General features: G+C 56.7%; 24 protein-coding genes. 10 read left to right on the top strand and 14 right to left on the bottom strand.

Annotated elements, in window-relative coordinates; genetic code table 11:
- Nucleotides 1-84 precede the first annotated feature (84 nt).
- Nucleotides 85-2976, top strand: a complete 2892-nt coding sequence (locus G8770_RS23975) for a DUF748 domain-containing protein (protein WP_208022432.1) — start codon at nucleotides 85-87, stop codon at nucleotides 2974-2976.
- Between the two features lie 140 nt (nucleotides 2977-3116).
- On the top strand, nucleotides 3117-4595 hold the full coding sequence (locus tag G8770_RS21235; RefSeq protein ID WP_167191735.1) for a phospholipase D family protein: 1479 nt from the start codon (nucleotides 3117-3119) through the stop codon (nucleotides 4593-4595).
- 54 nt (nucleotides 4596-4649) lie between these two features.
- Here the strand turns inward: G8770_RS21235 and G8770_RS21240 are convergent, their stop codons facing one another.
- Complete coding sequence (locus G8770_RS21240) at nucleotides 4650-5231, bottom strand: DNA-3-methyladenine glycosylase I (protein WP_167191737.1); 582 nt, start codon at nucleotides 5229-5231, stop codon at nucleotides 4650-4652.
- 347 nt (nucleotides 5232-5578) lie between these two features.
- On the opposite strand from G8770_RS21240, the gene G8770_RS21245 reads away from it, so the two are divergent.
- From G8770_RS21245 to G8770_RS21265, 5 genes are all read left to right on the top strand, one after another.
- On the top strand, nucleotides 5579-5863 hold the full coding sequence (locus G8770_RS21245) for a hypothetical protein (protein WP_167191739.1): 285 nt from the start codon (nucleotides 5579-5581) through the stop codon (nucleotides 5861-5863).
- A 17-nt stretch (nucleotides 5864-5880) separates the two neighbouring features.
- Entirely contained in the window at nucleotides 5881-6852 is a 972-nt protein-coding gene (gene pip / locus G8770_RS21250; protein WP_167191741.1) for a prolyl aminopeptidase, read from the top strand.
- 148 nt (nucleotides 6853-7000) lie between these two features.
- Nucleotides 7001-7438 (top strand): D-aminoacyl-tRNA deacylase, encoded by a 438-nt coding sequence (gene dtd / locus G8770_RS21255; protein WP_167191743.1) that lies wholly within the window; start codon nucleotides 7001-7003, stop codon nucleotides 7436-7438.
- 387 nt (nucleotides 7439-7825) lie between these two features.
- Nucleotides 7826-8899, top strand: a complete 1074-nt coding sequence (locus tag G8770_RS21260) for an HD domain-containing phosphohydrolase (RefSeq protein ID WP_167191745.1) — start codon at nucleotides 7826-7828, stop codon at nucleotides 8897-8899.
- A gap of 196 nt (nucleotides 8900-9095) precedes the next feature.
- Nucleotides 9096-9317: a hypothetical protein gene (locus G8770_RS21265; RefSeq protein WP_167191747.1), complete on the top strand. Its 222-nt coding sequence runs from the start codon at nucleotides 9096-9098 to the stop codon at nucleotides 9315-9317.
- Nucleotides 9318-9348: 31 nt separating this feature from the next.
- Here G8770_RS21265 and tatC read toward each other — a convergent pair whose 3' ends face one another.
- From tatC to G8770_RS21325, 12 genes are all read right to left on the bottom strand, one after another.
- Nucleotides 9349-10101, bottom strand: a complete 753-nt coding sequence (gene tatC / locus G8770_RS21270; protein ID WP_167191749.1) for a twin-arginine translocase subunit TatC — start codon at nucleotides 10099-10101, stop codon at nucleotides 9349-9351.
- A 17-nt stretch (nucleotides 10102-10118) separates the two neighbouring features.
- A complete protein-coding gene (gene tatB / locus G8770_RS21275; protein ID WP_167191751.1) occupies nucleotides 10119-10613 on the bottom strand; it encodes a Sec-independent protein translocase protein TatB in 495 nt (164 codons plus the stop codon).
- 6 nt (nucleotides 10614-10619) lie between these two features.
- Entirely contained in the window at nucleotides 10620-10868 is a 249-nt protein-coding gene (gene tatA / locus G8770_RS21280; RefSeq protein ID WP_167191753.1) for a twin-arginine translocase TatA/TatE family subunit, read from the bottom strand.
- Between the two features lie 156 nt (nucleotides 10869-11024).
- Nucleotides 11025-11372 carry a phosphoribosyl-ATP diphosphatase gene (locus G8770_RS21285; RefSeq protein ID WP_167191840.1) on the bottom strand — a complete coding sequence of 116 codons (348 nt, stop codon included), beginning with the start codon at nucleotides 11370-11372 and terminating at the stop codon, nucleotides 11025-11027.
- Between the two features lie 2 nt (nucleotides 11373-11374).
- Nucleotides 11375-11764, bottom strand: a complete 390-nt coding sequence (hisI, locus tag G8770_RS21290) for a phosphoribosyl-AMP cyclohydrolase (protein ID WP_167191755.1) — start codon at nucleotides 11762-11764, stop codon at nucleotides 11375-11377.
- A 254-nt stretch (nucleotides 11765-12018) separates the two neighbouring features.
- Nucleotides 12019-13653: a ubiquinone biosynthesis regulatory protein kinase UbiB gene (gene ubiB, locus G8770_RS21295; RefSeq protein ID WP_167191757.1), complete on the bottom strand. Its 1635-nt coding sequence runs from the start codon at nucleotides 13651-13653 to the stop codon at nucleotides 12019-12021.
- Between the two features lie 15 nt (nucleotides 13654-13668).
- The gene (locus G8770_RS21300; protein ID WP_167191759.1) at nucleotides 13669-14337 is read right to left on the bottom strand and encodes a ubiquinone biosynthesis accessory factor UbiJ; all 669 of its coding nucleotides are present in this window, start codon (nucleotides 14335-14337) and stop codon (nucleotides 13669-13671) included.
- Between the two features lie 113 nt (nucleotides 14338-14450).
- Entirely contained in the window at nucleotides 14451-15200 is a 750-nt protein-coding gene (ubiE, locus tag G8770_RS21305; protein WP_167191761.1) for a bifunctional demethylmenaquinone methyltransferase/2-methoxy-6-polyprenyl-1,4-benzoquinol methylase UbiE, read from the bottom strand.
- A 160-nt stretch (nucleotides 15201-15360) separates the two neighbouring features.
- Nucleotides 15361-15753 carry a gamma-butyrobetaine hydroxylase family protein gene (locus tag G8770_RS21310; protein ID WP_167191763.1) on the bottom strand — a complete coding sequence of 131 codons (393 nt, stop codon included), beginning with the start codon at nucleotides 15751-15753 and terminating at the stop codon, nucleotides 15361-15363.
- 44 nt (nucleotides 15754-15797) lie between these two features.
- The gene (gene hslU / locus G8770_RS21315; protein ID WP_425050943.1) at nucleotides 15798-17135 is read right to left on the bottom strand and encodes an ATP-dependent protease ATPase subunit HslU; all 1338 of its coding nucleotides are present in this window, start codon (nucleotides 17133-17135) and stop codon (nucleotides 15798-15800) included.
- Nucleotides 17136-17284: 149 nt separating this feature from the next.
- Complete coding sequence (gene hslV / locus G8770_RS21320; RefSeq protein ID WP_167191767.1) at nucleotides 17285-17830, bottom strand: ATP-dependent protease subunit HslV; 546 nt, start codon at nucleotides 17828-17830, stop codon at nucleotides 17285-17287.
- 211 nt (nucleotides 17831-18041) lie between these two features.
- Nucleotides 18042-18479, bottom strand: a complete 438-nt coding sequence (locus G8770_RS21325) for an SPOR domain-containing protein (RefSeq protein WP_208022433.1) — start codon at nucleotides 18477-18479, stop codon at nucleotides 18042-18044.
- Here G8770_RS21325 and G8770_RS23980 point away from each other — a divergent pair.
- Nucleotides 18478-18753 (top strand): hypothetical protein, encoded by a 276-nt coding sequence (locus G8770_RS23980; RefSeq protein ID WP_208022434.1) that lies wholly within the window; start codon nucleotides 18478-18480, stop codon nucleotides 18751-18753. The two genes, G8770_RS21325 and G8770_RS23980, sit on opposite strands and share 2 nt — an antisense overlap.
- A 125-nt stretch (nucleotides 18754-18878) precedes the next feature.
- On the opposite strand, the gene G8770_RS21330 is transcribed toward G8770_RS23980, so the two are convergent.
- Nucleotides 18879-21173, bottom strand: a complete 2295-nt coding sequence (locus G8770_RS21330; protein WP_167191771.1) for a primosomal protein N' — start codon at nucleotides 21171-21173, stop codon at nucleotides 18879-18881.
- Between the two features lie 180 nt (nucleotides 21174-21353).
- Between G8770_RS21330 and rpmE the strand changes: the two genes are divergently transcribed.
- Both rpmE and G8770_RS21340 read left to right on the top strand, forming a co-directional pair.
- Nucleotides 21354-21569: a 50S ribosomal protein L31 gene (gene rpmE / locus G8770_RS21335; protein ID WP_167191773.1), complete on the top strand. Its 216-nt coding sequence runs from the start codon at nucleotides 21354-21356 to the stop codon at nucleotides 21567-21569.
- 306 nt (nucleotides 21570-21875) lie between these two features.
- Entirely contained in the window at nucleotides 21876-23138 is a 1263-nt protein-coding gene (locus tag G8770_RS21340) for a malic enzyme-like NAD(P)-binding protein (RefSeq protein ID WP_167191775.1), read from the top strand.
- Nucleotides 23139-23307 lie beyond the last annotated feature (169 nt).

The raw sequence follows: 23307 nt of genomic DNA on the forward strand, positions 1-23307 counted from the left end.
TTGCGCCGCGCTGTCGTCTGCTTTCTTCTTCGGGGTTAGCTGGTACACTTTGAAGACACTCTTGATTGATAGGTTCGGTATTCCATGAAAGGACGCGTATGGGGTCGTTATACGATTATTGGCTCAGTGGTTTTTCTGCTGTGCCTGCCATTGCTGTTGTCTCAGGTGTCTAAGTATTTACTTACCCGTCAACTGGAAGAGCGGGGCATGACGGCAGTGAGTCTGGAAAAGCTCTGGATCAATCCGTTTAATGGCGTCGCCTCCGTCAAGGCACTGAAATTTTCCAGCGCTGACAAAGATTATTACCTGGCGGATCTGGAATTGGATCTCACCTTGACCGACTTGTGGGGACGCAAGGTGCGGGTCAGTGGAATTCGGCTGGCCGACGCCAACTTGACCGTCAGGCAGGATGCGGCGGGAAATTTGTACATCAACAGCATCAACCTGACGGACAACTCCACTCAGCAGGCGGTGGAAGAAGTAGCTTCCGGTGAGGTGGAGATCGAGGGCGAGAGAGGGGTCACCTGGCATTTTGCGCTGGATAATGTGGGCGTGAGCAATGTCCACATTGTGGTGGATCTGCCCGAGGTGTCGGCGGACCTGACCATTGAGAAAATCGCCATTGAGAAACTGGACACCGGGGAAGATCATCGCGGCAATGTCGAGCTGCTGATGCAGCTGACGAACTTGACCCTGCCTGCGGCCGAGACCGAAGTGGCGCTGGCGTTGGACTTTCACAGCGAACTGGAGCTGGAGCGGCTGGGGGAGGCAGACTGGTCCATGTTGGCGGATTCCAGGCTGCGGCTGTCTGACCTGAGCGTGGCGGCCCCGCAAGCGGCGATTCAACTGCCTGAGATCCTGATGGAGATGGACGCGGAGGCTACCTTTGGAGAGGCCGGCTGGTCACTGCTCGCGAAGTCACAAACGGAGTTTTCGGAACTGGCGGTCAACGCACCGCAAGCCGTGGTTAAGTCCCCCAACACCGTCGTTCAACTGGACGTCGATGGTCAGTCTGAAGGGGCGGATCAGGTGATTGCCGTGCAAACCACCGTGACTTTAAGCGACCTGGATGTGAGGGCGCCACAAGCGTTGGCGACAGCCTCGGAAACCGTCGTCAAGCTGCAGGCGGACGCCCGACTGGGCGAGGCTACGGCCTATCAGGCCGCGGCCGACGTCACGATGGCGTCTGTTGCCGTTAAAGACGGGACGCAGCCTGTGCCGTGGCTCGACCTGAACCGGCTGGCACTGACGTCTGACTTTGATGGCAGCACCTTAACGCTCAAAGAACTGCTGTTAAGTGGCCTGGATGTGCTGCCATCCGAGACGGTGCCGACGCTGGTGGAGGGGGCCGAATTCCAACTGCAGGGCATGGTGGTCACCTTGCCGTCAGGGGCTAATGACTCGCCAGTGGCGGAGTCTGTGTCACCTCCAGCGGCATCACCAGCCACATCTTCCTCTACCTCTACCTCTACCTCTTCCTCTACCTCTACCTCTTCCTCTACCTCTACCTCTTCCTCTACCTCTACCTCTTCCTCTGCCTCTTCAACAACGCCTGCAACTGCAGCGTCATCGCCAGCAGAGTCCCGGCAGGCACTGAGCGTGGTGATCGATGCGTTGAGCTTGCCCAGGGCCCGCATTACTTTCCTGCGTGACGAGCAGGGTGAAACGCCGCAACTGGCGGCGCTGCTGTCGGCTGAGCCCACTGACAAGGGGGCTGACATGGGGACTGGCAACGACCGTCCGCAAGCGAGCAGCTCTCTGGCAAGTAACCCGGATGCCAGCCCGCTTGATGCAACACCTGATGACAAGTCCGCAGAGCCAAACCCGCCTGCAGGGGCTGCGGTACCGGTGTTGATCAAAAAAATCACACTGGGACCGGATGTCCTGGCGAAGGTGTCCGACCGGGGGGTTAAGCCCGCGTTTGTGGAAAAGCTGCAATTGAACGCGCTGGAGCTCACCGATGTGTCGTTAACCGATCGCCAGTTGCCGTCCACGGTATTGCTGGACATGAGATTGTCGAACGACGCGACGGTTAAGGCCGAAGGCCAGTTCAATGTGGCGTCGAAGAGTACCGACCTGGAGTTGGCCGTGGAGGGCTATCAGTTACTCAGCCTGAGTGGTTACAGCAGTCAGTTCACCGGTTATGCCCTGGAGTCGGGGGTGTTTAATTTAACCTCCAGTGTGAAGGTGGCGGACAATGTTATGGACACCAAAAACCAGGCCATCATGCACCACATCAGCTTGCGGCCGGAACAGACCGATCAGGTCGAAAAGTTTGCCCACCAGCTGACCATGCCCCTGGATCAGGCTCTGGATTTGCTGCGTGACAGTGACGATCAGATCAAACTCAACGTGCCGGTGAAAGGGGCTTTGAATGACCCGGATGTGGATATTCAGCAGGTCATTAATAAAGCCTTGGGCGGGGCCATGAAGAAGGCCTCCATGCTGGTGTTGAAATCCCTGTTGCAGCCCTATGGCGCCATTATTACCGTTGCCCAGATGGCGGGTGAAAAGATGACCGAAGTTCACCTGGACCCTATTGTGTTTGACGCGGGCAGTGTTGAGCTGAACTCCGTGGCCAAAGATTATTCCGGGAAAATAGCGGCCATGGTGAACGATCGTGAAGCCCTCACCTTGAAGCTGTGCGGCGTCACCAATTCTCAGGATGCCCAGTTTTTGGTGACCACAGCGGGTGCAGCAGCACCGGGTCAAGATACGACAACTGCAGTCGCGGATGAGGCTCGGGTTGCATCGCAGGCGCAACAGTCTGAGCCTCAAGTTTTATCTCAACAACAATTACAACAACAAGCACAACAACAGCGTGAACGGTTGGATCAACTGGGGGCGGACAGAACCCAGGCCGTCAAACAGTATTTGCAGACAACGCTGAACGTTAAACCCAGGCAATTACTGGTGTGCTTGCCCGAGCATCGGGATAAGGCTGACGCGCCAAGTGGGGTGGTGTTGTCTATCTAGTCTGGTCCGGTAATTACATCGGCTAGCGTTGCCGTGGCGGTGTTGATTTCCGCTCGGTATCGGTTAATGGGTCCGTGAATCTTGCGGCGGTATTTGACGGATTTGAGTGAGACAGGCCTGTGCAGGATCAGGACAGTTCGTTGACAGATGAAACCTTATCGAAGCTGGCCGCTTCGTTAAAGCCCTTGCAGGATCAACACCCTGGCCAGAGTGGTGTTTTTCCCTTGACCGCCGGCGAAGATGCGCTGTTGGCACGCCTGTTATTGATTCGGGCTGCTGAAAAATCCCTGGATTTGCAATATTACATCTGGCTTCGGGATAACAGTGGCCACGCTCTGATTGCTGCAGTGCTGGCGGCGGCAGACCGAGGGGTGCGGGTGCGTATTCTACTGGATGATGTGGGATCCCCGGTGGGTGACGATCGTTTATTGATGCTTAGCCAGCACACCAACATCGACGTTTGTCTGTTTAATCCACTCGGTAATCGGGCGCAGCGACTGTGGTCCATGCTCACCAATTTTCGCCGCTCGAATCGCCGCATGCACAATAAATCACTGACGGTGGATAATACGGTGACCGTCGTCGGCGGGCGAAATATTGGCGATGAATATTTTGATGTGTCGGATGACGTAGCGTTTTCTGATCTGGACCTGATGGCCGTCGGTCCGGTAGTGGATCAGGTCGCCAGCAGTTTCGAGGAATTCTGGCAATCCTCTGCCTGCTACCCCATTCAAATGCTGGTGAAAAAAGCGTTCAGCAATGATGAACTGCTGGAATTGATGGACACCATCCGTTCTTATTTGCGGGACTTCAGCCTGAAGCGTTCTTTGGATCAGTTGCTGGAACTCGATTTTTCGGCGTCAGTCACCAGTAATAAATGGTATTGGGGCGACGCCATGGTGTTGTCGGATTCCCCCAAAAAATCCCTGCTGAGCGGCTTTCGTAAATCCAGTTTGTTGCTGATGAAACTGTCAAAAGTGGCCAGTCGGGTGAGCCGTGAGCTGCTGTTGGTCTCTCCCTATTTTGTACCGGGGATACGGGGCATGAGGTTTTTCCGGAAGCTTCGAGCCAAGGGGGTGCAGGTAACGATTGTGACCAATTCCCTGTCGGCGACGGATGTCAGCCTGGTACATTCCGGCTACGCCAAATATCGCAAGCGGCTGTTAAAAATCGGCGTTAAACTGTTTGAAATTCCGGCAGACAGTGACGGCTTGGATTTTGCTCGATGGCGCAGACATTTTCAGCCGTTGAACCCCGAAAAAATTACCCAGTTTATCCACAAATCGTCTCGTGCCAGCCTGCACGCCAAAGCCTATTTTATTGATCGGGAAAAAACCTTTGTCGGTTCCATGAATCTGGATCCGCGGTCCATCCTGATCAACACCGAAATTGGGGTATTGGTGGAGAATGCCGAACTGACGTCGGTGGCGGTGGATAATATTAAGGCGTCTTTGCAGGGGCAGGCGTATCAATTGAAGCTGGATGACCGTTCCCGGCTGGTGTGGGAAATTGATAAAAACGATGAAACGGTGTGTTATTACTCAGACCCCCAAACGTCTTTTTTTCGGCGGCTGGGGATCCGGCTGCTGAGCGCGCTGCCCATCGAGGCCCAATTGTAACGGGCTTTTTCTACCTGTTATCCCCTGTCACCTGTCACCTGTCACTTGCCCGATTCAGGTTTCGGTTTTTGGTATCACCGCCCGATGGCGGGGACAGGTGATCAGGTGATCGTTGACCATGCCGGTGGCTTGCATATGGGCATAGCAAATGGTGGAGCCGACAAACGAAAAGCCGTCTTTTTTTAAGGTTTTGCTCATGAGGTCGGAACGGTCGGTGGAGGCAGGAACCTCTTTTAACGTGCGAAAATGATTTTGGATGGGCTGACCGTCGACAAATTGCCAGAGGTAATCACTGAAGCTGGTGTAGCGCTCCTGAATATTTAAAAACGCCTGGGCATTTTTGACCGCACTTTGGACCTTTAATCGGTTGCGGATAATGTTGGGGTTGGTGAGTAATTTTTCCACTTTCCTGTCACTGTAGCGCGCTATTTTTTCAGGGTTGAACTGGTCAAAGGCCTGGCGGTAGCCCTCGCGTTTTTTCAGTACCGTAATCCAGGAGAGCCCTGCTTGGGCGCCTTCGAGCAGTAAAAATTCAAACAGGATCGCATCGTCAAAGCAGGGTACCCCCCACTCCTCATCGTGATACTTTTCGTAAAGGGGATCGTTCAGGCACCAGCCGCAGCGTTTTTCCTGCATAACATGTCTTCCGAGTACGGTTGTGTGTGGACCTTTGGCTCTCGTCACCAGGCCCGCGGGGCGTGGTGTATATGAGGTTTTTGACGCCAGTTCGGTGTGGATGGTTTTAGTCTACAATCATTGTGTGCGGCGCCAGAAATCCGTGATGATGGTGTCGAGTATGACAGCGCTTTAGGATATGACAATGTTTTGTCACTCAAGCGCAGGCGACAGAACTTCACGGGCAGAACTTCACGGTCAGAGTTTTCACGGTCAGAGATTCGCGGCCATGTCGTGTTCGCTTGCTGGCCGGATGGCGCTGGGGAAAACCCGAACCCGGAGGCTTAAAACTTCTGACATAAGGGTCGATGAATGACCGGACGTTCGATGAATGGTATGTCGAAACGAGTCGCTCAGACCGCCCTCGGCGAGCCTTTTTGGCGGACTCCTTGCCGGCCGATGGCTCTAAGTTGGATGCCGCCGATGGTTCTAAGTTAGATGCCGCCGATGGCTCTAAGTTGGATGCCCGGTACACCGGTTTGCTGAGCAAGGGGGATTTAACCTGGGTGAGCGTGGTCCACGATCCCGCTGCGCAGAGCCCTCAGGTTATCATCAACAGCACATGCGTTCGGGAACATGTGAGGGATCTGTGACTCGTCCAGGGCGGCTTATGCATATTCTGTATCCTGATATCAAACCCTTTCAAACCCAGATGTTGCCAGTGTCAGACGGCCATGTGATTTACCTTGAACAATCGGGCAACGCCGAAGGTATCCCGGTGTTGTTTGTGCACGGTGGCCCTGGGGCAGGTTGTCACCGGCAAGACCGCAGTTTCTTTGACCCGGAGCGCTATCGCATTATTTTATTTGATCAGCGCGGTTGCGGACGCTCAGAGCCACACACGTCTTTGGAGCATAACACCACTCAGACATTGATCGCGGATATGGAAGCGATCCGTCTGCATTTGGGCATCGAGCGCTGGGTATTGTTTGGGGGTTCCTGGGGATCAACACTGAGTCTGGTGTACGCACAGACCTACCCCCGGCGGGTGATGGGGATGATTTTGCGGGGTGTTTTTCTGTGTCGTGCCGATGACATCGGGTGGTTTTATCAATCCGGTGCCAGTCGGATTTTCCCCGACTACTGGGAGGATTTTGTCCACCCCATCCCGGAGTCTGAACACGGGAATCTGCTGGCGGCGTACCATAAGCGGCTGACCGGCAGCAATGAGCTCGCCAAGATGTCGTGTGCCAAGGCGTGGGCTCTGTGGGAGGCGCATTGTGCGACACTCAGACCCAACCTCGATGTTTTGGAGGCCTTTTCAGATCCTCATCTTGCGCTGGCGATGGCGTGCATTGAGGCCCATTATTTTATGCACGCCGGTTTTCTGGAAGAGAATCAAATCCTCAATCACGCCGCCGATCTCGACGGCATTCCGGGCATCATTGTCCACGGTCGCTATGACATGATCTGCCCCCTGGATAATGCGCAATCGCTGCACCATGTCTGGCACGATTCCGAGCTGCACATCATTCGCGATGCCGGCCATTCGGCCTGTGAGCCGAGTATTGTTGACGCCTTAATTCGCGCCACACGAGCGATGGCCCGGCGCTTTGCCCATGATTATCCGACCGGGGCGTAGAGGCAATCGTGGGCATCGAGGCAATGGTGGGTTTATGCCTTTTCCGATACTCTGCACAAGCCCTCGACCAAACCTGTACAATGCGCACTTTTGTGTGAGCCCGGTGCGCTGATCGCTATGGGTAAACATGCAGCATGCAGGGGGCGTTTTGAGAGGTTTAATTCAACGGGTGAGCCGTGCCAGTGTGGCGGTCGATGGCGATACAGTCGGTGAGATTTCACGCGGCATTCTTTTGCTGTTGGGGGTAGAGCGTAATGACACGGAAGAGTCGCTGGATAAACTGCTGCACAAATTATTGAACTATCGAATCTTTCCGGATGCCGAAGGTAAGATGAATCTGAGTGTGGCGGACATAGACGGCGGTATTCTGGTAGTGTCCCAGTTCACGCTGGCGGCGGATACTCGCAAAGGGCTGCGGCCGGGATTTTCCACGGCGGCCACTCCGGTGTTGGCGGAAGAGCTTTATGATCGGTTTGTGGAAAAGCTCCGCACCCGCCACAATTCTGTGGCCACCGGTATTTTTGCCGCAGACATGCAGGTGGAACTGCTCAATGATGGCCCGGTGACTTTTTTACTGGAGACCTGACCCGGGTCTACCCCTTATAGCGCCCGGTGGGCACTGTGTTAGAGGCCGGCGTCACAGACGCGAGTGGCCCGAGAGTGGGACACTGGTCACGGGCCTGTTGATGTTTTGCCATCAGCAGGCCCCGATGCCTTTACGAAACTGAGTGGTTGTTTTATGGGCTTGGCCTGTCTTTAAAGGCTGAGAGTGACAGATGGGGAGTGAAAGCCTGAAATGACTGGCTTTGATTGAGGTCAATAGGCTGCTTGCCGGCTGCCAGTATGATCCCTTCATCGCGTCTCCGGCTGAACACCGAGGTCCTCGACGACGCCGTCGAGCCGAAGGTCTATACTTGCCTAAGCTGTCGAAAAACAGTCACCATCGCAACTTAGAAAAGGATATAAGCTGACGATGTCGGAACTTTCTGACGCCCATTCGGGGCGAATTCTGATCGTTGATGATAACCCCGTCAACATCTCCATAATGGAGAAAATTCTGCGCCACGAAGGTTACAGCCAGATTGATGCTACCTGTAAACCGGTGAAGGTACCGGAATTGCACCGTGAGCATGATTACGATCTTATCTTGCTGGATGTTCATATGCCGGACTTTAATGGTCTGGAGGTCATGGCAAAGTTGCGCACGGCGTTTCCTGAGGAGTATCTGCCGATTCTCATGGTGACAGCGGATTTGAGCGTGGAAACCCGCAATCAATGTTTGTCGGCTGGGGCCAAGGACTTTATTGGCAAGCCCTTTGATCGCACCGAGATAGCTTTGCGGGTGCGCAACATTATGGAATCCAGTCTGTTGCATAAAGCGTTAAAGCAAAAAAACCAGGATTTGGAACGGCGGGTTAAGGAGCGAACCGATCAACTGTTTGAGGCGCAAACCAAAGTCATTCAGTGTCTGGGCAAGGCCGCTGAGTATCGGGATAATGAAACCGGTATGCACGTTGTCCGCATGAGTAAGAGCTGCGCGCTGCTCGCCAAAGAGCTGGGCCTGAACGACGACGAATGTGAATTAATTCTCCGCGCCAGCCCCATGCACGATATTGGCAAAATTGCGATTCCTGATGAGGTATTGTTAAAACCGGGAGTGCTCAATACTGATGAGTGGGAAACCATGAAAACCCACGCCGAAGTGGGGGCGGAAATTCTCGGTGGCTACAACAGCGAACTGATGCAGGTGGCCTCCTTGATCGCCCGCACCCACCATGAGCGCTGGGACGGTACCGGTTACCCTGCGGGGTTGGCCGGTGAGGATATTCCCCTCTACACCCGTATTGTGACCGTCTGTGATGTGTTTGACGCCCTGACCTCGGAGCGCCCGTACAAGAAGGCCTGGAGAGTCAAGGAGGCGATGGAGTACCTGTACGAGCACAGTGGCAGCCAGTTTGACCCGCAAGTGGTGGAGAAATTTTCGCTCATTCTGGAGCAGGTCATGGCGTTGCGCATCCGCTACCCCGATGTGGGGATGACCCACTGAGGTGACCTCGTCAGCCTGAGGGATTGCAAAGCGCAAGGGTTTAAAGGCGTGTGAGGGTTGGCAAGCCAGGGTCAGTGTATTGACCGTTGGTGAATGGCATCGACAGCAGCTGGAAGACGGATAACCGGTCATTCACTAGACGACGCAAACCGGCACTCAGCAGTGACCGGTCTGGCAGCAGCCGCGGGAGGATATCATGGAACCGTTGTCGGCAGTGTGTGTGGTTGTGGGTTGGGTGTTGTTGGTGGCCAGCTGGTTGTTGTTGCTGCAGATGGCCTTTTCCGAGGAGTACAGCTGGGGCCTGTGTGCCTTGTTCCTGCCCCCTGTTGCTTATGGCTATGGTCTGTTTCACTGGCGTACCGCCAAAGAGCCAATGCTGATGGCCCTGTTGGGCTGGTTGCTGGTGCTGTTGGGGTAGCGCCTCTTTTGGCCGGCGGAAGCGCGGCCGCTTATTCGATCGCTTCTTCATCCGCTTGTCGACTGAGCAGGCGACCAAACACCAAGCCGATCTCAAACAGCAGCCACATGGGGATGGCCAGCAGCGCCTGAGACATGATGTCTGGCGGTGTTAACAGCATGCCAAAGACAAAGCACCCGACAATAATATAAGGCCGCTTTGCCGCCAGGCTGTCAGGAGATACCACACCGGCGACGATCAAAATTACCGCGGCAATGGGGATTTCGAAGGCCAGGCCAAAGGCAAAAAACAACTTCAGAACAAAGTCGAGGTAACTGCTGATGTCGGTCATGACGGTGACATCTGTCGGTCCAACGCTGGTGAAAAACCCAAAGATCAGGGGGAAGACCACGAAATAAGCGAAGGCCATGCCGGCGTAGAACAGCAAGATGCTGGAGATCAAAATCGGTATCGCCAGTCGCTTTTCCCGCTGGTACAGGGCGGGAGAAATAAAGGACCAGATCTGGTACAGCACAAACGGCATGGACAGGAACAGCGCGACAAAAAAGGTCAGTTTGAAAGGGGCCAGGAAGGGCGAGGCCACCTCAGTGGCAATCATGGAGCTGTTTTCCGGCAGAAACTTCTGCAGCGGCGCGGAGACAAAGCTGTAGATGTCATTGGCGAAGTAAAACAAGCCCAGAAAGATGACCAGTACGATGATCACGATCCGCAGGGTGCGGTCACGTAACTCGACCAGATGCTGGACAAGGGTCATTTCCTGATCGTCAGAAGGGTTGTCGCTCATGGTTTGGTTGGGGCGTCTCAGTTTTGACTGATGTCAGTGCGGTGGGTTGGCTCGTGGGTTGAGGTGTCAGGAGCAGCGTCCTCAGTCTCGTTGCCGTCAGGCTTCAGTGCTCTGTGATCGGGGCTCCCCGGGCTCTCGGGGCGCGGTGACTCAGCCGTGAACTCTTTATCACCCTTTACTTCCTGGGTGGCGGCTTCCATAGAATCTTTAATCAAAGACGCTTCTTTCTGCATGGCCTGTTGAATGCTGCTGGTATTCTCACCGAGGGTGCGTTCGATTTCTTCCTTGCCGGCATTGAGTCGCTGCATGACGTTTTCGTTGTGCAGTTGACGACGTATGTCATCGGCGCCAATTTGCTGCTCGAACTCAGCGCGGGTACTTTGTACGCCGCGTTTGAATCGACCCCACCAGAGCGCAAGCGTTCTCAGGGTCTCCGGCAGGCGCTCGGGGCCGATGACCAGCAGGCCAACAACGCCAATGACCAGAAGTTCGAAAAAGCCGATATCAAACACCTTAACCTACTTTTTGTTGCCAGTTTTTTCGGTTTCACCATGAACCACTTTTTCAGCGTTCCCGGTTTTGTCTTCGACTTTAGCGGGATCCACTTCGTCGTCTGCTTTTTTGTCATCATCCATGGCTTTCTTGAAGCCCTTGATGGCACCACCCAGATCACCGCCCAGGTTGCGCAGACGTTTGGTGCCGAACAACATAAAAACAATGGCCAGAATGATCAACAATTGCCAAATACTAATACCACCAATACCCATAGGGTTACTCCATCGCAGGTGTACATCAAGTGTACGTTAAACAAGTGTGTGTTGTTGCCTTTATTGGCTGTCAGCTGTCATCGCTGTTGCCGTACTTTGTCTCGTTGTCGTCGTTATTCGTGTTTTCGTCGTGATTGTTCCCAGCTGCGAGCGCGATTAATGCTTGTTGCGGGATGCCTTTTCTTCGAGCCCGGACATGTCAAAACGACGGGCCAGTTCACTGAGTACCGCAGAGGCGTCTTCACCCAGGTGCGATAACATCACCAGTGAATGAAACCACAGGTCTGCGGTTTCGTAGATCACATCGCGGTTGTCGCCGCTGGTTTCAGCATCCTTGGCCGCCAGTACGGTTTCGACGGCCTCTTCACCCACTTTTTCCAGAATCTTGTTGAGACCTTTGCGGTGCAGGCTGGCGACGTAGGATTTGTCGTCGTCGGATTCTTTACGCTCTTCCAGAATACGGGAGAGTTCGGCCAGTACATCGAGTTTGTCAGTTGCGGTCATGGTCATGCATAAATCTCTTTGGGGTCTTTGATAACGGGGTCGACGGTGACCCATTCACCCTCTTGCAGGACCCGATAGAAGCAGGATTCTCTACCCGTATGACAAGCCATGCCCCCCAATTGTTCAACCTGCAGTACGATCACGTCCGCGTCGCAATCCAGGCGGATTTCGCTGACTACTTGAGTGTGACCTGAGCTTTCGCCCTTGCGCCAGAGCTGTTGCCGGGAGCGGGACCAGTAGACAGCGCGCCCTTCTGCTGCGGTTAATTGCACGGACTCGCGGTTCATCCAGGCCATCATCAGGATGCGGCCGGTTTTGGCGTCCTGGGCGATGGCGGGCACCAGACCGTCTTCGGTCCATTTGATGCTGTCGAGATAAGAGTTATCGGTCACCTGCTGTTCACCTTCATTGAAATACCGCTGTTCACTGGCGTTGCCTGTCGAGCTGGGCAGTCGCCACAGTCAATGTCACCTTAAACATTGCTGTGCTAAGACCGCCGATTCTAACCTATCCGGCGGTCTTTGGGTATGTGAGATGGCGGCCCGGGGAGGGGCGGCGGTGTGACCGTTGGTGGACCCGGGGTGAGATGCTGGTGACCGGGTCCGGCCAGTCTGCGGGGCTGAGCCCGGTGTTCTCTGGCTGAACGTTATTGGCTCAGCCAGGCCCAGCCGGCAATGGCCACCAGCACCCAGCTGTAGGGGGGAATCTGGCTGAGGTTGACGCCGGCGGCGGGCAGCGCCGTGGCCACCGCGCCCAGCCCGGCCAGGACGGCAATGAATACCCGCCGACGGGTGCGGCCGGCGGTGGCGTTTTGGCGGTTGATCAGCTCGGCGGCCTGTTGCAGTTGCGGGGCGAGTTCACCCAACTGCTGCATCTGGTCCAGGGCGGCAGAGATTTTGTGGGGCATCTGTGGCGCCTGTTCCAGCAGCTCCGGCCCGTAGCGTTTCAGTTGTTGCAGCAGGCTGCGGGGGTGGAAGCGCTCGGTCATCCAGCGTTCCAGAAATGGGTGGGCGGTCTGCCAGAGGTCCAGATCCGGGTAGAGCTGGCGACCCAGGCCCTCGATGTTGAGCAGGGTTTTCTGCAGCAGCACCAGCTGCGGCTGCACTTCCATATTGAAACGTCGGGCGGTCTGGAACAGCGTGATGACAATCTGGCCGAAGGAAATTTCTTTCAGCGGTTTTTCAAAGATGGGCTCACACACCGTGCGAATAGCGGCTTCAAATTCATTCACCGGCGTGTCTTCCGGCACCCAGCCACTTTGTACGTGGAGTTCGGCGACAAGGCGATAGTCGCGGCGGAAAATGGCCAGCAGATTGCGCGCCATGTAGTACTGATCCGCCTGGGTCAGGGAGCCGACAATGGCCATGTCCACGGCGATGTACTGGGGGCGCTGGGGGTGGTCGCGGGACACAAAAATGTTGCCCGGGTGCATGTCGGCGTGAAAGAAGTTGTGCTCAAACACTTGCATGAAGAAGATTTCCACGCCGCGCTCGGCCAGCATCTTCATGTTGGTGTTCTGTTCCGCCAGCGCCGTCATGTCGGTCACCGGGATGCCGTAGATGCGTTCCATCACCATGACATTGGGGCGGGTATAGTCCCAGAACACCTCGGGCACATACAGCATCGGTGATTGGGCAAAGTTACGGCGCAACTGGGAGGCATTGGCCGCTTCGCGCTGCAGGTTCAGTTCGTCGAAGATGGTGTGCTCGTACTCTTCCACCACTTCGACCGGACGCAGGCGCTGGCCATCGGTGGCAAACCGCTGGACCAGTTTGGCCAGCAGGTACATCAACGCGATGTCTTTCTCGATGGTGGTTTCGATCCCCGGGCGGATCACCTTGATGACCACCGCCTGCCCCGACTCTTTCAGTTTGGCGGTGTGCACTTGTGCCACGGAGGCCGAGGCCAGCGGTTCGGGGTCAAAGTCATCAAACAGCTCGCCCACCGGCTTGCCGAGCGCCGCCTCGATGATTTCCCGGCACTGATCCTTATCAAAAGGGGCGACGTTGTCCTGCAGGTGGTCCAGCTCCTCGACGATGTCCAGGGGAATCAGGTCCGGACGGGTGGAGAGCACCTGGCCGAATTTGATGAACACCGGGCCCAGGTCTTCGAGAAAATACCGCAGCCGCTGACCGCGGGTTTGCGGGCTGGCGGGCAGCAACGCCGTGAGCTTGAGCAGCAGTGCCAGACCCCAGGGCAACCGGTGGTGGGGCAGCAGCTCATCCAGGCGGTAGCGCAAGGCGGTGAAGAGGATTTTTAGAAATCGGAACAGGGCGACCACTGTGGGGGGAAATCCTTATGCTTTGGGCTGAGAAGAGGAATGCGGGTGTTCGGGGCGAAGCTTTTGTTTTGAAGCAATTAGGCGTTCAACCCGGGCCTGGATTCGATCGGCGGCCAGCCGCAGATCATCCACCTGAGCGCTGAACTGTTGCAGCTCCGCGGCTGACGGAATGGCGCGGAGTTCTTCGGTCAGGAACTCGCTCAGCAGGCGCTTGCCATTTTGGCCGCGGGCTTTCAGCCAGCGGAACTGACGGCGGGCCTTCTCCGCCAGCTGGTGGCCGGCCACATCCCCGAGCCATTCGTTGATGGCTTCTTCCCAGTCGAGGTCCAGCTCGCTGGCAATGGTTTTGATGTCGGCCAGCAGGGCGGTGTTGCCCCAGGCCTCCACATTGGCGTCCGCCAGGTTTACCCGATCGCTGGTGGCCAGCATCAACAGCCCAGGCAGCGTGCCGCGCAGACAGGTGGTGGGGTTGTCGATGTGGGTGCTGATGCGGATGGCGTCGTCGTCAAAATGACAGCACAGGGGGATTTTGTTGCCGCTCAGGGGCTCGTGCAGCTCCACCGCCAGGCTCTTGCCGGACAGGGCCTGCAGGCGCAAGCGGGTGGCGGGGTCATAGTGCAGCGCTTTGTTGATGGCGGCTTCCAGAGAAGCGGTCGCTGCGGCGCTGAGAGTGGGGTCGACCATGGCCGTAAGGTTCCTGTGAGCTGGGTACTGATGCTGGGGTTTGGCAGCTGCCCCGGTTGTGCGCCCGGGGCTTGCTTAAGGTAATTAAGGTAACGCGTGCTTCGGTGCCCAGTTTAGGGTTTGGTGCCCCTGTGCAGCGCGACAATACCGCCGGTCATGTTGTGGTATTCACAGTTGGCAAAACCGGCGTCCAGCATCATGTTTTTCAGGGTGGCCTGGTCCGGGTGCATCCGAATCGATTCGGCCAGGTAGGCGTAGCTGTCGGCATCGTTGGTCACCAGCTTGCCCATAAACGGCAACAGTTTAAAGGAGTATGCGTCGTACGCCTTGCTCAGCAGCTCACTTTGCGGTTTGGAAAACTCCAGCACCAGCAGTCGGCCACCGGGCTTGAGCACCCGCAACATGGAGCGCAGTGCCAGATCCTTGTCGGTGACGTTGCGCAGGCCAAAGGCGATGGTGATGCAGTCAAACGTGTTGTCGGGGAAGGGCAGGTATTGGGCATCCGCCTGGCTCACCACCAGATTGCCGGCCACTCCGCGGTCGGTGAGGCGGTCGCGCCCCACGCGCAGCATGGATTCGTTGATGTCCGCCAGCACCACCAGCCCCTCCGGGCCAACCAGTTTGGAAAATTTGTAGCTGAGATCGCCGGTGCCACCGGCGATGTCCAGTACCTTGTGACCGCGACGCACCCCGGACAGCTCAATGGTAAAGCGCTTCCACAGGCGGTGTACCCCACCGGACATGAGGTCGTTCATCAGATCGTATTTGCCGGCAACGGAGTGAAAGACATCGGCCACACGGCCGGCTTTTTCTTCAACCGGAACTTCCTGAAAGCCAAAATGGGTGGTTTTTTTCTCGCTCATGGTGGGGGTCACTTCTGTAAAGAGACGGCTATTGTACCCGCCGGATTGACCGTATTGCTAGGGGCGAGACCGTCGGTAAACGGTTTCGCCGCTGGCCAGGGGAATGATGCGCCGAGGTGCGTGCGTCCAGATCATAACGCGGATGCGCAGCAGGGGCTGTTCAGGCGCCCGGTGGGCCGGGCATCAGATTCACCACCTGGGTTTCCGGCTCGCGGGACAGTTTGGCGTTGTGCAGGGCGGTTTCGTAGGCGGCCATCATCGCGCTTTGATTGACGCCAAGTTCGTGCAAATAGGCCCAGGTAAAGATGCCGGAGTCGTGATGGTCACTGAAGTAAATGCGCAGGCCGTAATTGCCCACCGCCTCCAGTTTGTCGATGGCCACGTATTTTTTGCCGTATTGCAGCACTTCCTGGCCGGGACCGTGTCCCTTCACTTCGGCCGAAGGCGAGTGCACCCGCAAAAACTCAGCCGGCAACGCGAACATCTGCTCACCAAAGTGGACGTCCAGGGTCCGTGTTTTTTTGTGTAGCTGAATTTTTGTGGGGGGCAACATCGGTCTGCTCTCTCGCCGTGATTTAACGTGGAACCGAACCGGGTTTAAAGGATAAACCGGCTCAGGTCTTCATTTTGGGCCAGTTCGCCCAGCTGGGCGTCCACGTAGCTGGCGTCCACGGTGAGCTGTTCATGGCCATCACCGGCGTCAAACGACACCCCTTCCAGCAAGCGCTCCATGATGGTGTGCAAGCGGCGGGCGCCGATATTCTCGGTGCGCTCGTTGACTTCATAAGCGGTCTCCGCAATGCGGCGGATACCGTCTTTGGTGAACGCAAGCGTCGTGCCTTCGGTCTGCAGTAAGGCTACCTGCTGTTCGGTCAGGGAGGCGTTGGGCTCGGTCAGAATGCGTTCGAAATCATCCGGGGACAAGGCGGTGAGCTCTACCCGAATCGGCAAGCGACCCTGCAGCTCCGGAATCAGGTCGGAGGGCTTGGCCAGGTGGAAGGCGCCGGAAGCAATAAACAGAATGTGGTCGGTCTTGATCATGCCGTGTTTGGTGCTGACGGTACAGCCTTCGATCAAGGGCAGCAGATCGCGTTGCACCCCCTCGCGGGACACATCCGCACCGGCGCCTTCGCTGCGTTTGGCGACCTTGTCGATCTCATCTATAAACACAATGCCATTTTGCTCGGCGGCGGCAATGGCCTTGCTTTTCATCTCTTCTTCGTTGACCAGCTTGGCGGCTTCTTCGTCCTGAATCTGTTTGAACGCCTGCTTGACCGTGATCTTGGTGGTCTTGGTCTTGTTGGCCGACATGGAGGAGAACATGCTCTGCAGTTGATTGGTCATGTCTTCCATGCCGGGAGGCGCCATGATTTCAACGCCAACAGGGCGCGCCGAGATTTCAATTTCAATTTCCTTGTCGTCCAGCTCGCCTTCCCGCAGTTTTTTGCGGAACATCTGGCGGGTGGTGGATTCCTTGTCGCTGCCGCTGAGCTTTTCGGCCTCACTGAGGTCGCCGCCGCGGGCGGGGGGGAGCAGGGCATTGAGGATGCGCTCTTCGGCGGCATCGGCGGCGCGATGCTCGACTTTTTTCATCTCCAGCTCGCGGTGCAGCTTGATGGAACCGTCCACCAGATCGCGGATGATGGATTCCACATCGCGGCCGACATAACCGACTTCGGTAAATTTGGTGGCTTCGACCTTGATGAAGGGCGCGTTGGCAAGCTTGGCCAGGCGGCGGGCAATTTCCGTTTTACCGACCCCGGTGGGGCCGATCATCAGGATGTTCTTGGGGGTGATTTCGTTGCGCAGGTTTTCGTCCAGCTGCATGCGGCGCCAGCGGTTGCGCAAGGCAATGGCAACGGCGCGTTTGGCCTCTGTCTGGCCAACAATGTGTCTGTCCAGCTCGTGAACGATTTCTCGGGGGGTCATGGTCATGTCTGACATAAGCAATCTTCTTTCAGTGATTCGTGGTCTGCAGGTGTTGCGGTTGCGCACCGCTGGCGTTCAGCAACCGCTGTTGACAAACAAGTGGTTCTGAACAGCCGTTGGGCTTAACCCACACCTGGGCTTGAGTGTCTGCAGCGTTAAGCGTCGTACTCTAATTCTTCAATGACGTGGTTGTGATTGGTAAACACACAGATGTCACCGGCGATGCCGAGACTCTTCTCCACAATGCCACGGGCTTCCATGTCGGTGTTTTCAAACAGGGCGCGGGCGGCGGATTGGGCAAAGGGGCCGCCGGAGCCAATGGCGATAATGTCTTGCTCGGGCTGAATCACATCGCCATTGCCGGTGATGATGAGCGAGGCATCCTTGTCGGCCACGGCCAGCAGCGCTTCCAGGCGGCGCAGGGCGCGGTCGGTGCGCCAGTCCTTGGCCAGTTCTACGGCGGCGCGGACCAGCTGACCGTTGTGCGCTTCCAGCTTGGCTTCAAAGCGTTCAAACAGGGTAAAAGCATCGGCGGTGCCACCGGCAAAACCGGCCAGCACCTGATCATTATACAAGCGGCGCACCTTGCGGGCATTGCCCTTCATGACGGTGTTGCCCATGGAGACCTGGCCATCTCCGCCAATCACAACCTTGCCGTTGCGACGCACAGAGAGAATGGTAGTACCTCGATATTGTTCCACAGGGAATCCTTAGCTTCAGTGAATTTGGGGTGATTCTGAAACCAAAGGTGGGGGCGGCAGGGGAGAATTCAAGGCTGGAAAATGCGCCAGGGAGGGTCATTACACTGCTTTACGCAGTCGCTCTGTGGGGAGTGGTCAGGCGGCGCCACACCCGGGTGTGGCGCAATAAGAGAAGCCACACCGGGTGGGCTGGCAGCGCTTAACGGCTGTTCTAACCTTTCTTGCGCTTGAGCAGCAGTGGATTGATGTCGTTGGACACCAGTGTGCTGCGCGCACTGGCCACTCGTGAGCTTGAGTCGTAAGGGCCGACCAGCACCCGGTGCCAGGTCTCACCGTTGCGCACGGTGACGGTTTCCACCTGCGCTTCCAGGTTCATCAAAATCAGTTCAGCCCGCAGGCGATCGGCGTCGGCGCTCTTTTTAAACGAGCCCACCTGCAGAATAAACTCCTGCTGCTCACTGGGCTGGGTTTGGGTCTTGGGGGCTGGCGTGGGGTCTTTAACCACCACTTCGGTTTCTTTCAGCAGTTGATAAAAATCGAAGCGGGGTTTGGGGACCTGGGCTTTGATTTTTTCAGGCTGGGACTCGGCCATCACCGGCTGTGGGTTGGTCGGTTGCGGCGCGACGCCGGAAAGGTAGGCCAGAAACATGATGAAAGCGCCCAGTACTGTGCCCGTGAACAGCCATACCCAGCCCGGCACCTGGGATTTGGGCTTGTTGGCTGAACGCTTGTTGGCAGAGCTGCTCTTGCGGCGGGAGCTCGATCTTGTCGAGCTGCGGCTGCTGCTGGCGGCGGGCGGGCGCGATTTTTTGGCAAAGTCTCGGGTCATGGGGTCCGGGTCTTGGGAAGATGAAGTATCACAAGCGAATGATTTATGCGGAATTGTACTCGACATGGGCAGGTCGACCAACCGACGCTGGTGAAAACCTGCCAATCAGCTCACGTCTTCTTTTACTGCAACCGTACCAGCCTTAGCTCAGCGTGGTTGCAACGGCTTGGCCGGGCTCTGGCTAAAGGCTGCCGGGGTCCGGGAAGCCGCCGACTCAAGCTAGCTCATATCCTGGGGGTCGACGTCCAGGGACCAGCGGGTGCGGCGGCTGAGAGGGTGTTGCTCCAGCTCGGCAATCAGTGGTGTGAGCAGCTGGTGCAGTTGGGCGCGACTGCTGGCGTGTATCTGCAGTTGATGCCGAAAGCGCTGGTTGCGCTTTTCCATGGGCGCAGGCAGGGGCCCCAGGTATTGCAGGTCTGGCTGTGACGGACAGATCCGCTCGGCCATATTGCGGGCAATCTGCAACAGTTCGTGGGCGTTTTCCGAGCGTGAGGATTCGGCGCGCAGCAGCGCCATAAAACGGAAGGGTGGCAGCATGGACAGCTGGCGCTCGTGCAACAACAGCTGGGCAAAGGCGCTGTAGCCTTGATGCAGCAGGGTTTGCAGCATGGGGTGTTCGCACAGATGGCTTTGGATCAGCACGCTGCCGGGCTTTTCTGCCCGACCGGCCCGGCCGGCCACCTGCAACAACAGTTGACCCATGCGTTCGGGACCGCGGAAATCGGTACTGAACAGGCCGCCGTCGGCGTCGATGATGGCGACCAGAGTCACGTTGGGAAAGTGATGCCCTTTGGCCAGCATCTGGGTGCCCACCAACAAGCAGGGCTCGCCGCGATTGACCTGGTCGATGATGTTGCTCATGGCGTGTTTCTGGCGGGTGGAATCTCGGTCGACCCGGATCACCGGAAAGTCCGGAAAGCGATTCTGCAACAGGGTTTCCGTGCGTTCGGTGCCCTGACCGACACAGTGCAGTTCGCGACTGTTGCAGGTGGGACAGTGGTGGATCAACGGTCGCTGATAGTCGCAGTGATGGCAGTGCAGGTGCGCGGGTTGCTGGTGCACGGTCAGGCGCGCGTCACAGTGATGACACTGGGACAGCCAGCCACAGTCGTGACACATCAGGGTGGGCGCAAACCCCCGCCGGTTGATGAACACCAGCACCTGGCCGCTGGCCAGCAGGTGTTGCTCAATCTGTTCCAGCAAAGCCTGGGTCAGGCCCTCCTGCAGCGGTTGGCGCTTGAGGTCAATGAGCTCGATGGCCGGTGGTTGGGCGTCGCCCGCTCTCTGGGTCAGCAGCAGCAGGCGATACCGCTCTTGCCGGGCGTTGTGGTAGCTTTCCAGTGACGGGGTGGCGCTGCCCAGAATCAGCGGAATGCCCAGCCGCTGGCAGCGCACGGCGGCCAGATCGCGGGCGGAATAGCGGAAGCCTTCCTGCTGTTTGAAAGAGGTGTCGTGTTCTTCATCCAGAATCACGATGCCAGGGCGGCGCAGGGGGGTAAAAATGGCAGAACGGGTGCCGATGATGATGTCGGCATCTCCCGCGGCTGCCAACAGCCAGGCTTGCTTGCGTTCAGTGTCGTTGAGATTGGAGTGCAGTACCGCCAGTGGGCGGTTAAAGCGGCGCTGAAAGCGGCTGAGGGTTTGCGGGGTTAAACCAATTTCTGGAATCAGTACCAGTGCCTGCTTGCCGGCTCGGAGAACCTGTTCAATTGCCTGCAGATACACCTCAGTCTTGCCGCTACCGGTAGTGCCATAAAGCAGGTGACAGGTGTAATCGTCCAGCGTGATTTGCGCCAGGGCGTTGGATTGCTCGGCGTTGAGTACCAGCGGTTGTGTCTTAAGCAATTTCGCGGGCCGCAGCGGTTCGGGCGTGATTTCCAGGGCGTCGATCAGACCTTTGTCACTCAAGCCTTTAAGTGCATTGCGATTCACCGCCTGCAATAACAAGTCTTTATGCAGAACGGTCGAGACGCCGAGGCGGGCTTCGTCCTGCAATTGCTGCAGTAATTGTTGTTGCTTGGGGGCTCGCCGCAGCTCGTTGAGGTCGCAGTGGAGCCCGTTGACGGTCAGCTGCCAGGCTTTTTCTGTGCTGAGCTCTGCGGCCTCTCCCTGTCGCAGGGCCACGGGGATGGCCGCCGCCAGGACTTCCCCCAAAGGGTGGTGGTAATAGTGGGCCGCCCACTGGCACAGGTGCAGCAGTTCCGGCGGAATCAGTGGGGTTGCGTCCAGCAGGGCCAAGATCGGTTTGAGTTTTTTCAGATCAAACTCACTGTGCTCTTTGACGGCAACAATCACCCCAATGAGCTTTTGGTTACCGAAATTGACGCTGACCCGCATGCCTGGCCGGCCTTTGATTGACGGCTCGTGCGCGGGCTGGCTTGGGGCTGGGTCATCTTGGAGCAATAGCGTCTGCTGGGGCGCTGGCGCGGCCTCAGCGGGTTCCGCCGCCAAATAATCAAACGTTCTGCGCAGCGGAGTGGGCAGGGCGACGGCGTAAATCTCAAGCGCTGGCATGGGAAAAGTGGGGGTCTCCGTGAATCTGTAAGCAGGCTGCCGAAAAAACGCACAATAGTCTTGCGTTGATGGGGGTTTCTGGTAGTATGCGCCGTCTTATTTTACCCGCTAAGACTAACCGTTGTGCGGTGCTCGGCACAAGATCGAGTGGCGGCACAGAATGACATGAAGGCGATACCCATGAAAGCAGATATCCATCCTAAGTACAGCCCAATGACTGCAACCTGCAGTTGTGGCAACGTTATCACTACCGGTTCTACCAAGGGTCAGGACATGCACCTGGACGTGTGTTCCAGCTGTCACCCTTTTTACACTGGTAAGCAGAAGCAAACCAGCACCGGTGGTCGTGTTGACAAGTTTAAGAAGCGTTTTGGCAGCCGTATCGCGGCTAAATAAGATAAATAGTGATTATTTATTGAAGCCAATTGCGGTTTTGAGAGGGTTTACGACGGCGTAAGTCGAGCGGAATTCTCTTGAAGCAGTTTCAAAAAAAGCGCTCAGGACTAACGCCTGCAGCGCTTTTTTTATCCCTGAAAAACGTACAAAAGACGCAAAAATCGTGGGGGAATTGCCAGATTAGCCGTCTCCATGGCCAATTTGCTCACCCTGAAGCGCCGGTCAGGCTCTTGAGTCACTCTGGGGTGTCCGGTATCCTTCACGCCCCCTAAAAAAAACGCCCTAGAGCGGTAACGGACGTGAGACATGTCAGATTCATTTAAAAAAGCGGCTTTGGATTACCACGCGTTTCCCAAGCCCGGAAAGCTGTCTGTGGAGATAACCACACCGGCTGAAACACAGGAAGACCTCTCTTTGGCGTATAGCCCTGGGGTGGCTGAGCCCGTCCGCGAGATCGCGCAAGATCCCGAGAGCGCCTACAAATACACCGCCAAAGGCAATATGGTGGCCGTGATTACCGATGGCAGCGCCATTTTGGGTCTGGGTAACCTGGGCCCTCTGGCGAGCAAGCCGGTGATGGAAGGGAAAAGCCTGTTGTTCAAGCGTTTTGCCGGTATCGATTCCGTTGATGTGGAAGTCGAGTCCGAGAGCCCGGAAGCGTTTATTGAAACCGTGGCCAGCATTGCCAATACCTGGGGCGGTATCAACCTCGAAGATATTAAAGCGCCTGAGTGTTTTCAGATCGAGAAAGCCTTGATCGAGCGCTGTCAGGTGCCGGTCTTTCACGATGACCAGCACGGCACCGCGATTGTGACGGCGGCGGGTATGCTCAATGCCCTGGAAATCCAGGGTAAACGCATTGAAGACGCCAAAATTGTGTGTCTGGGCGCGGGTGCTGCAGCGCACGCCTGTTCTTCTTTGCTGGTGATCGCCGGGGCCCAGCGCGACAATATCACCATGCTCGACAGCAAAGGCGTGATCTACGCGGGTCGAGATGGTCTGAATCAGTACAAGGAAGAGTTCGCTCGGGAAACCAGTGCGCGCACTCTGGACGATGCCATTGAAGACGCCGATGCTTTTTTGGGCGTGTCGGGTCCCAACCTGCTGAGTGCCGAGCAGCTGGCGAAGATGGCGGCGAACCCGGTCGTGTTTGCCTGCTCCAATCCGGATCCGGAAATCAGCCCGATACTGGCCCATGAGGTGCGCGATGATTTGATTATGGCCACGGGCCGTTCTGATTTCCCGAATCAGGTGAACAACGTGCTGTGCTTCCCGTTCCTGTTTCGCGGCACTCTGGACGTGCGTGCCTCAGAAATCAATGCCAGCATGAAGTTGGCAGCGGTCCATGCGATTAAGGATCTGGCCAAACAGGCCGTGCCGACCGAGGTGCTGAAGGCCTATGGCGGCGGTGAGCTGAGCTTTGGTCGCCAGTACATTCTGCCCAAGCCGACCGATCAGCGTTTGCTGGGTGCGGTGGCTGCGGCGGTGGCGCAGGCGGCCGTGGACAGTGGTGTGGCGCGCTTGCCTTACCCGTCCCACTACCCATTGCAGTCAGTGGCCGATTGCTGAGTAAAGATCGCTATCGCCCAAGCATAAAAAAACCGCCTCCCGGCGGTTTTTTTATGCTCAACGTCTCGTCACACTGTTTCTAGTTTCTAGTTTCTAGTTTCTAGTTTCTAGTTTCTAGTTTCTAGTTTCTAGTTTCTAGTTTCTCGCCACTCGCCACTCGCCACTCGCC

Origin of the sequence: Pseudomaricurvus hydrocarbonicus, assembly GCF_011602365.1 — a bacterium.
Lineage (GTDB): Bacteria > Pseudomonadota > Gammaproteobacteria > Pseudomonadales > Cellvibrionaceae > Pseudomaricurvus > Pseudomaricurvus hydrocarbonicus.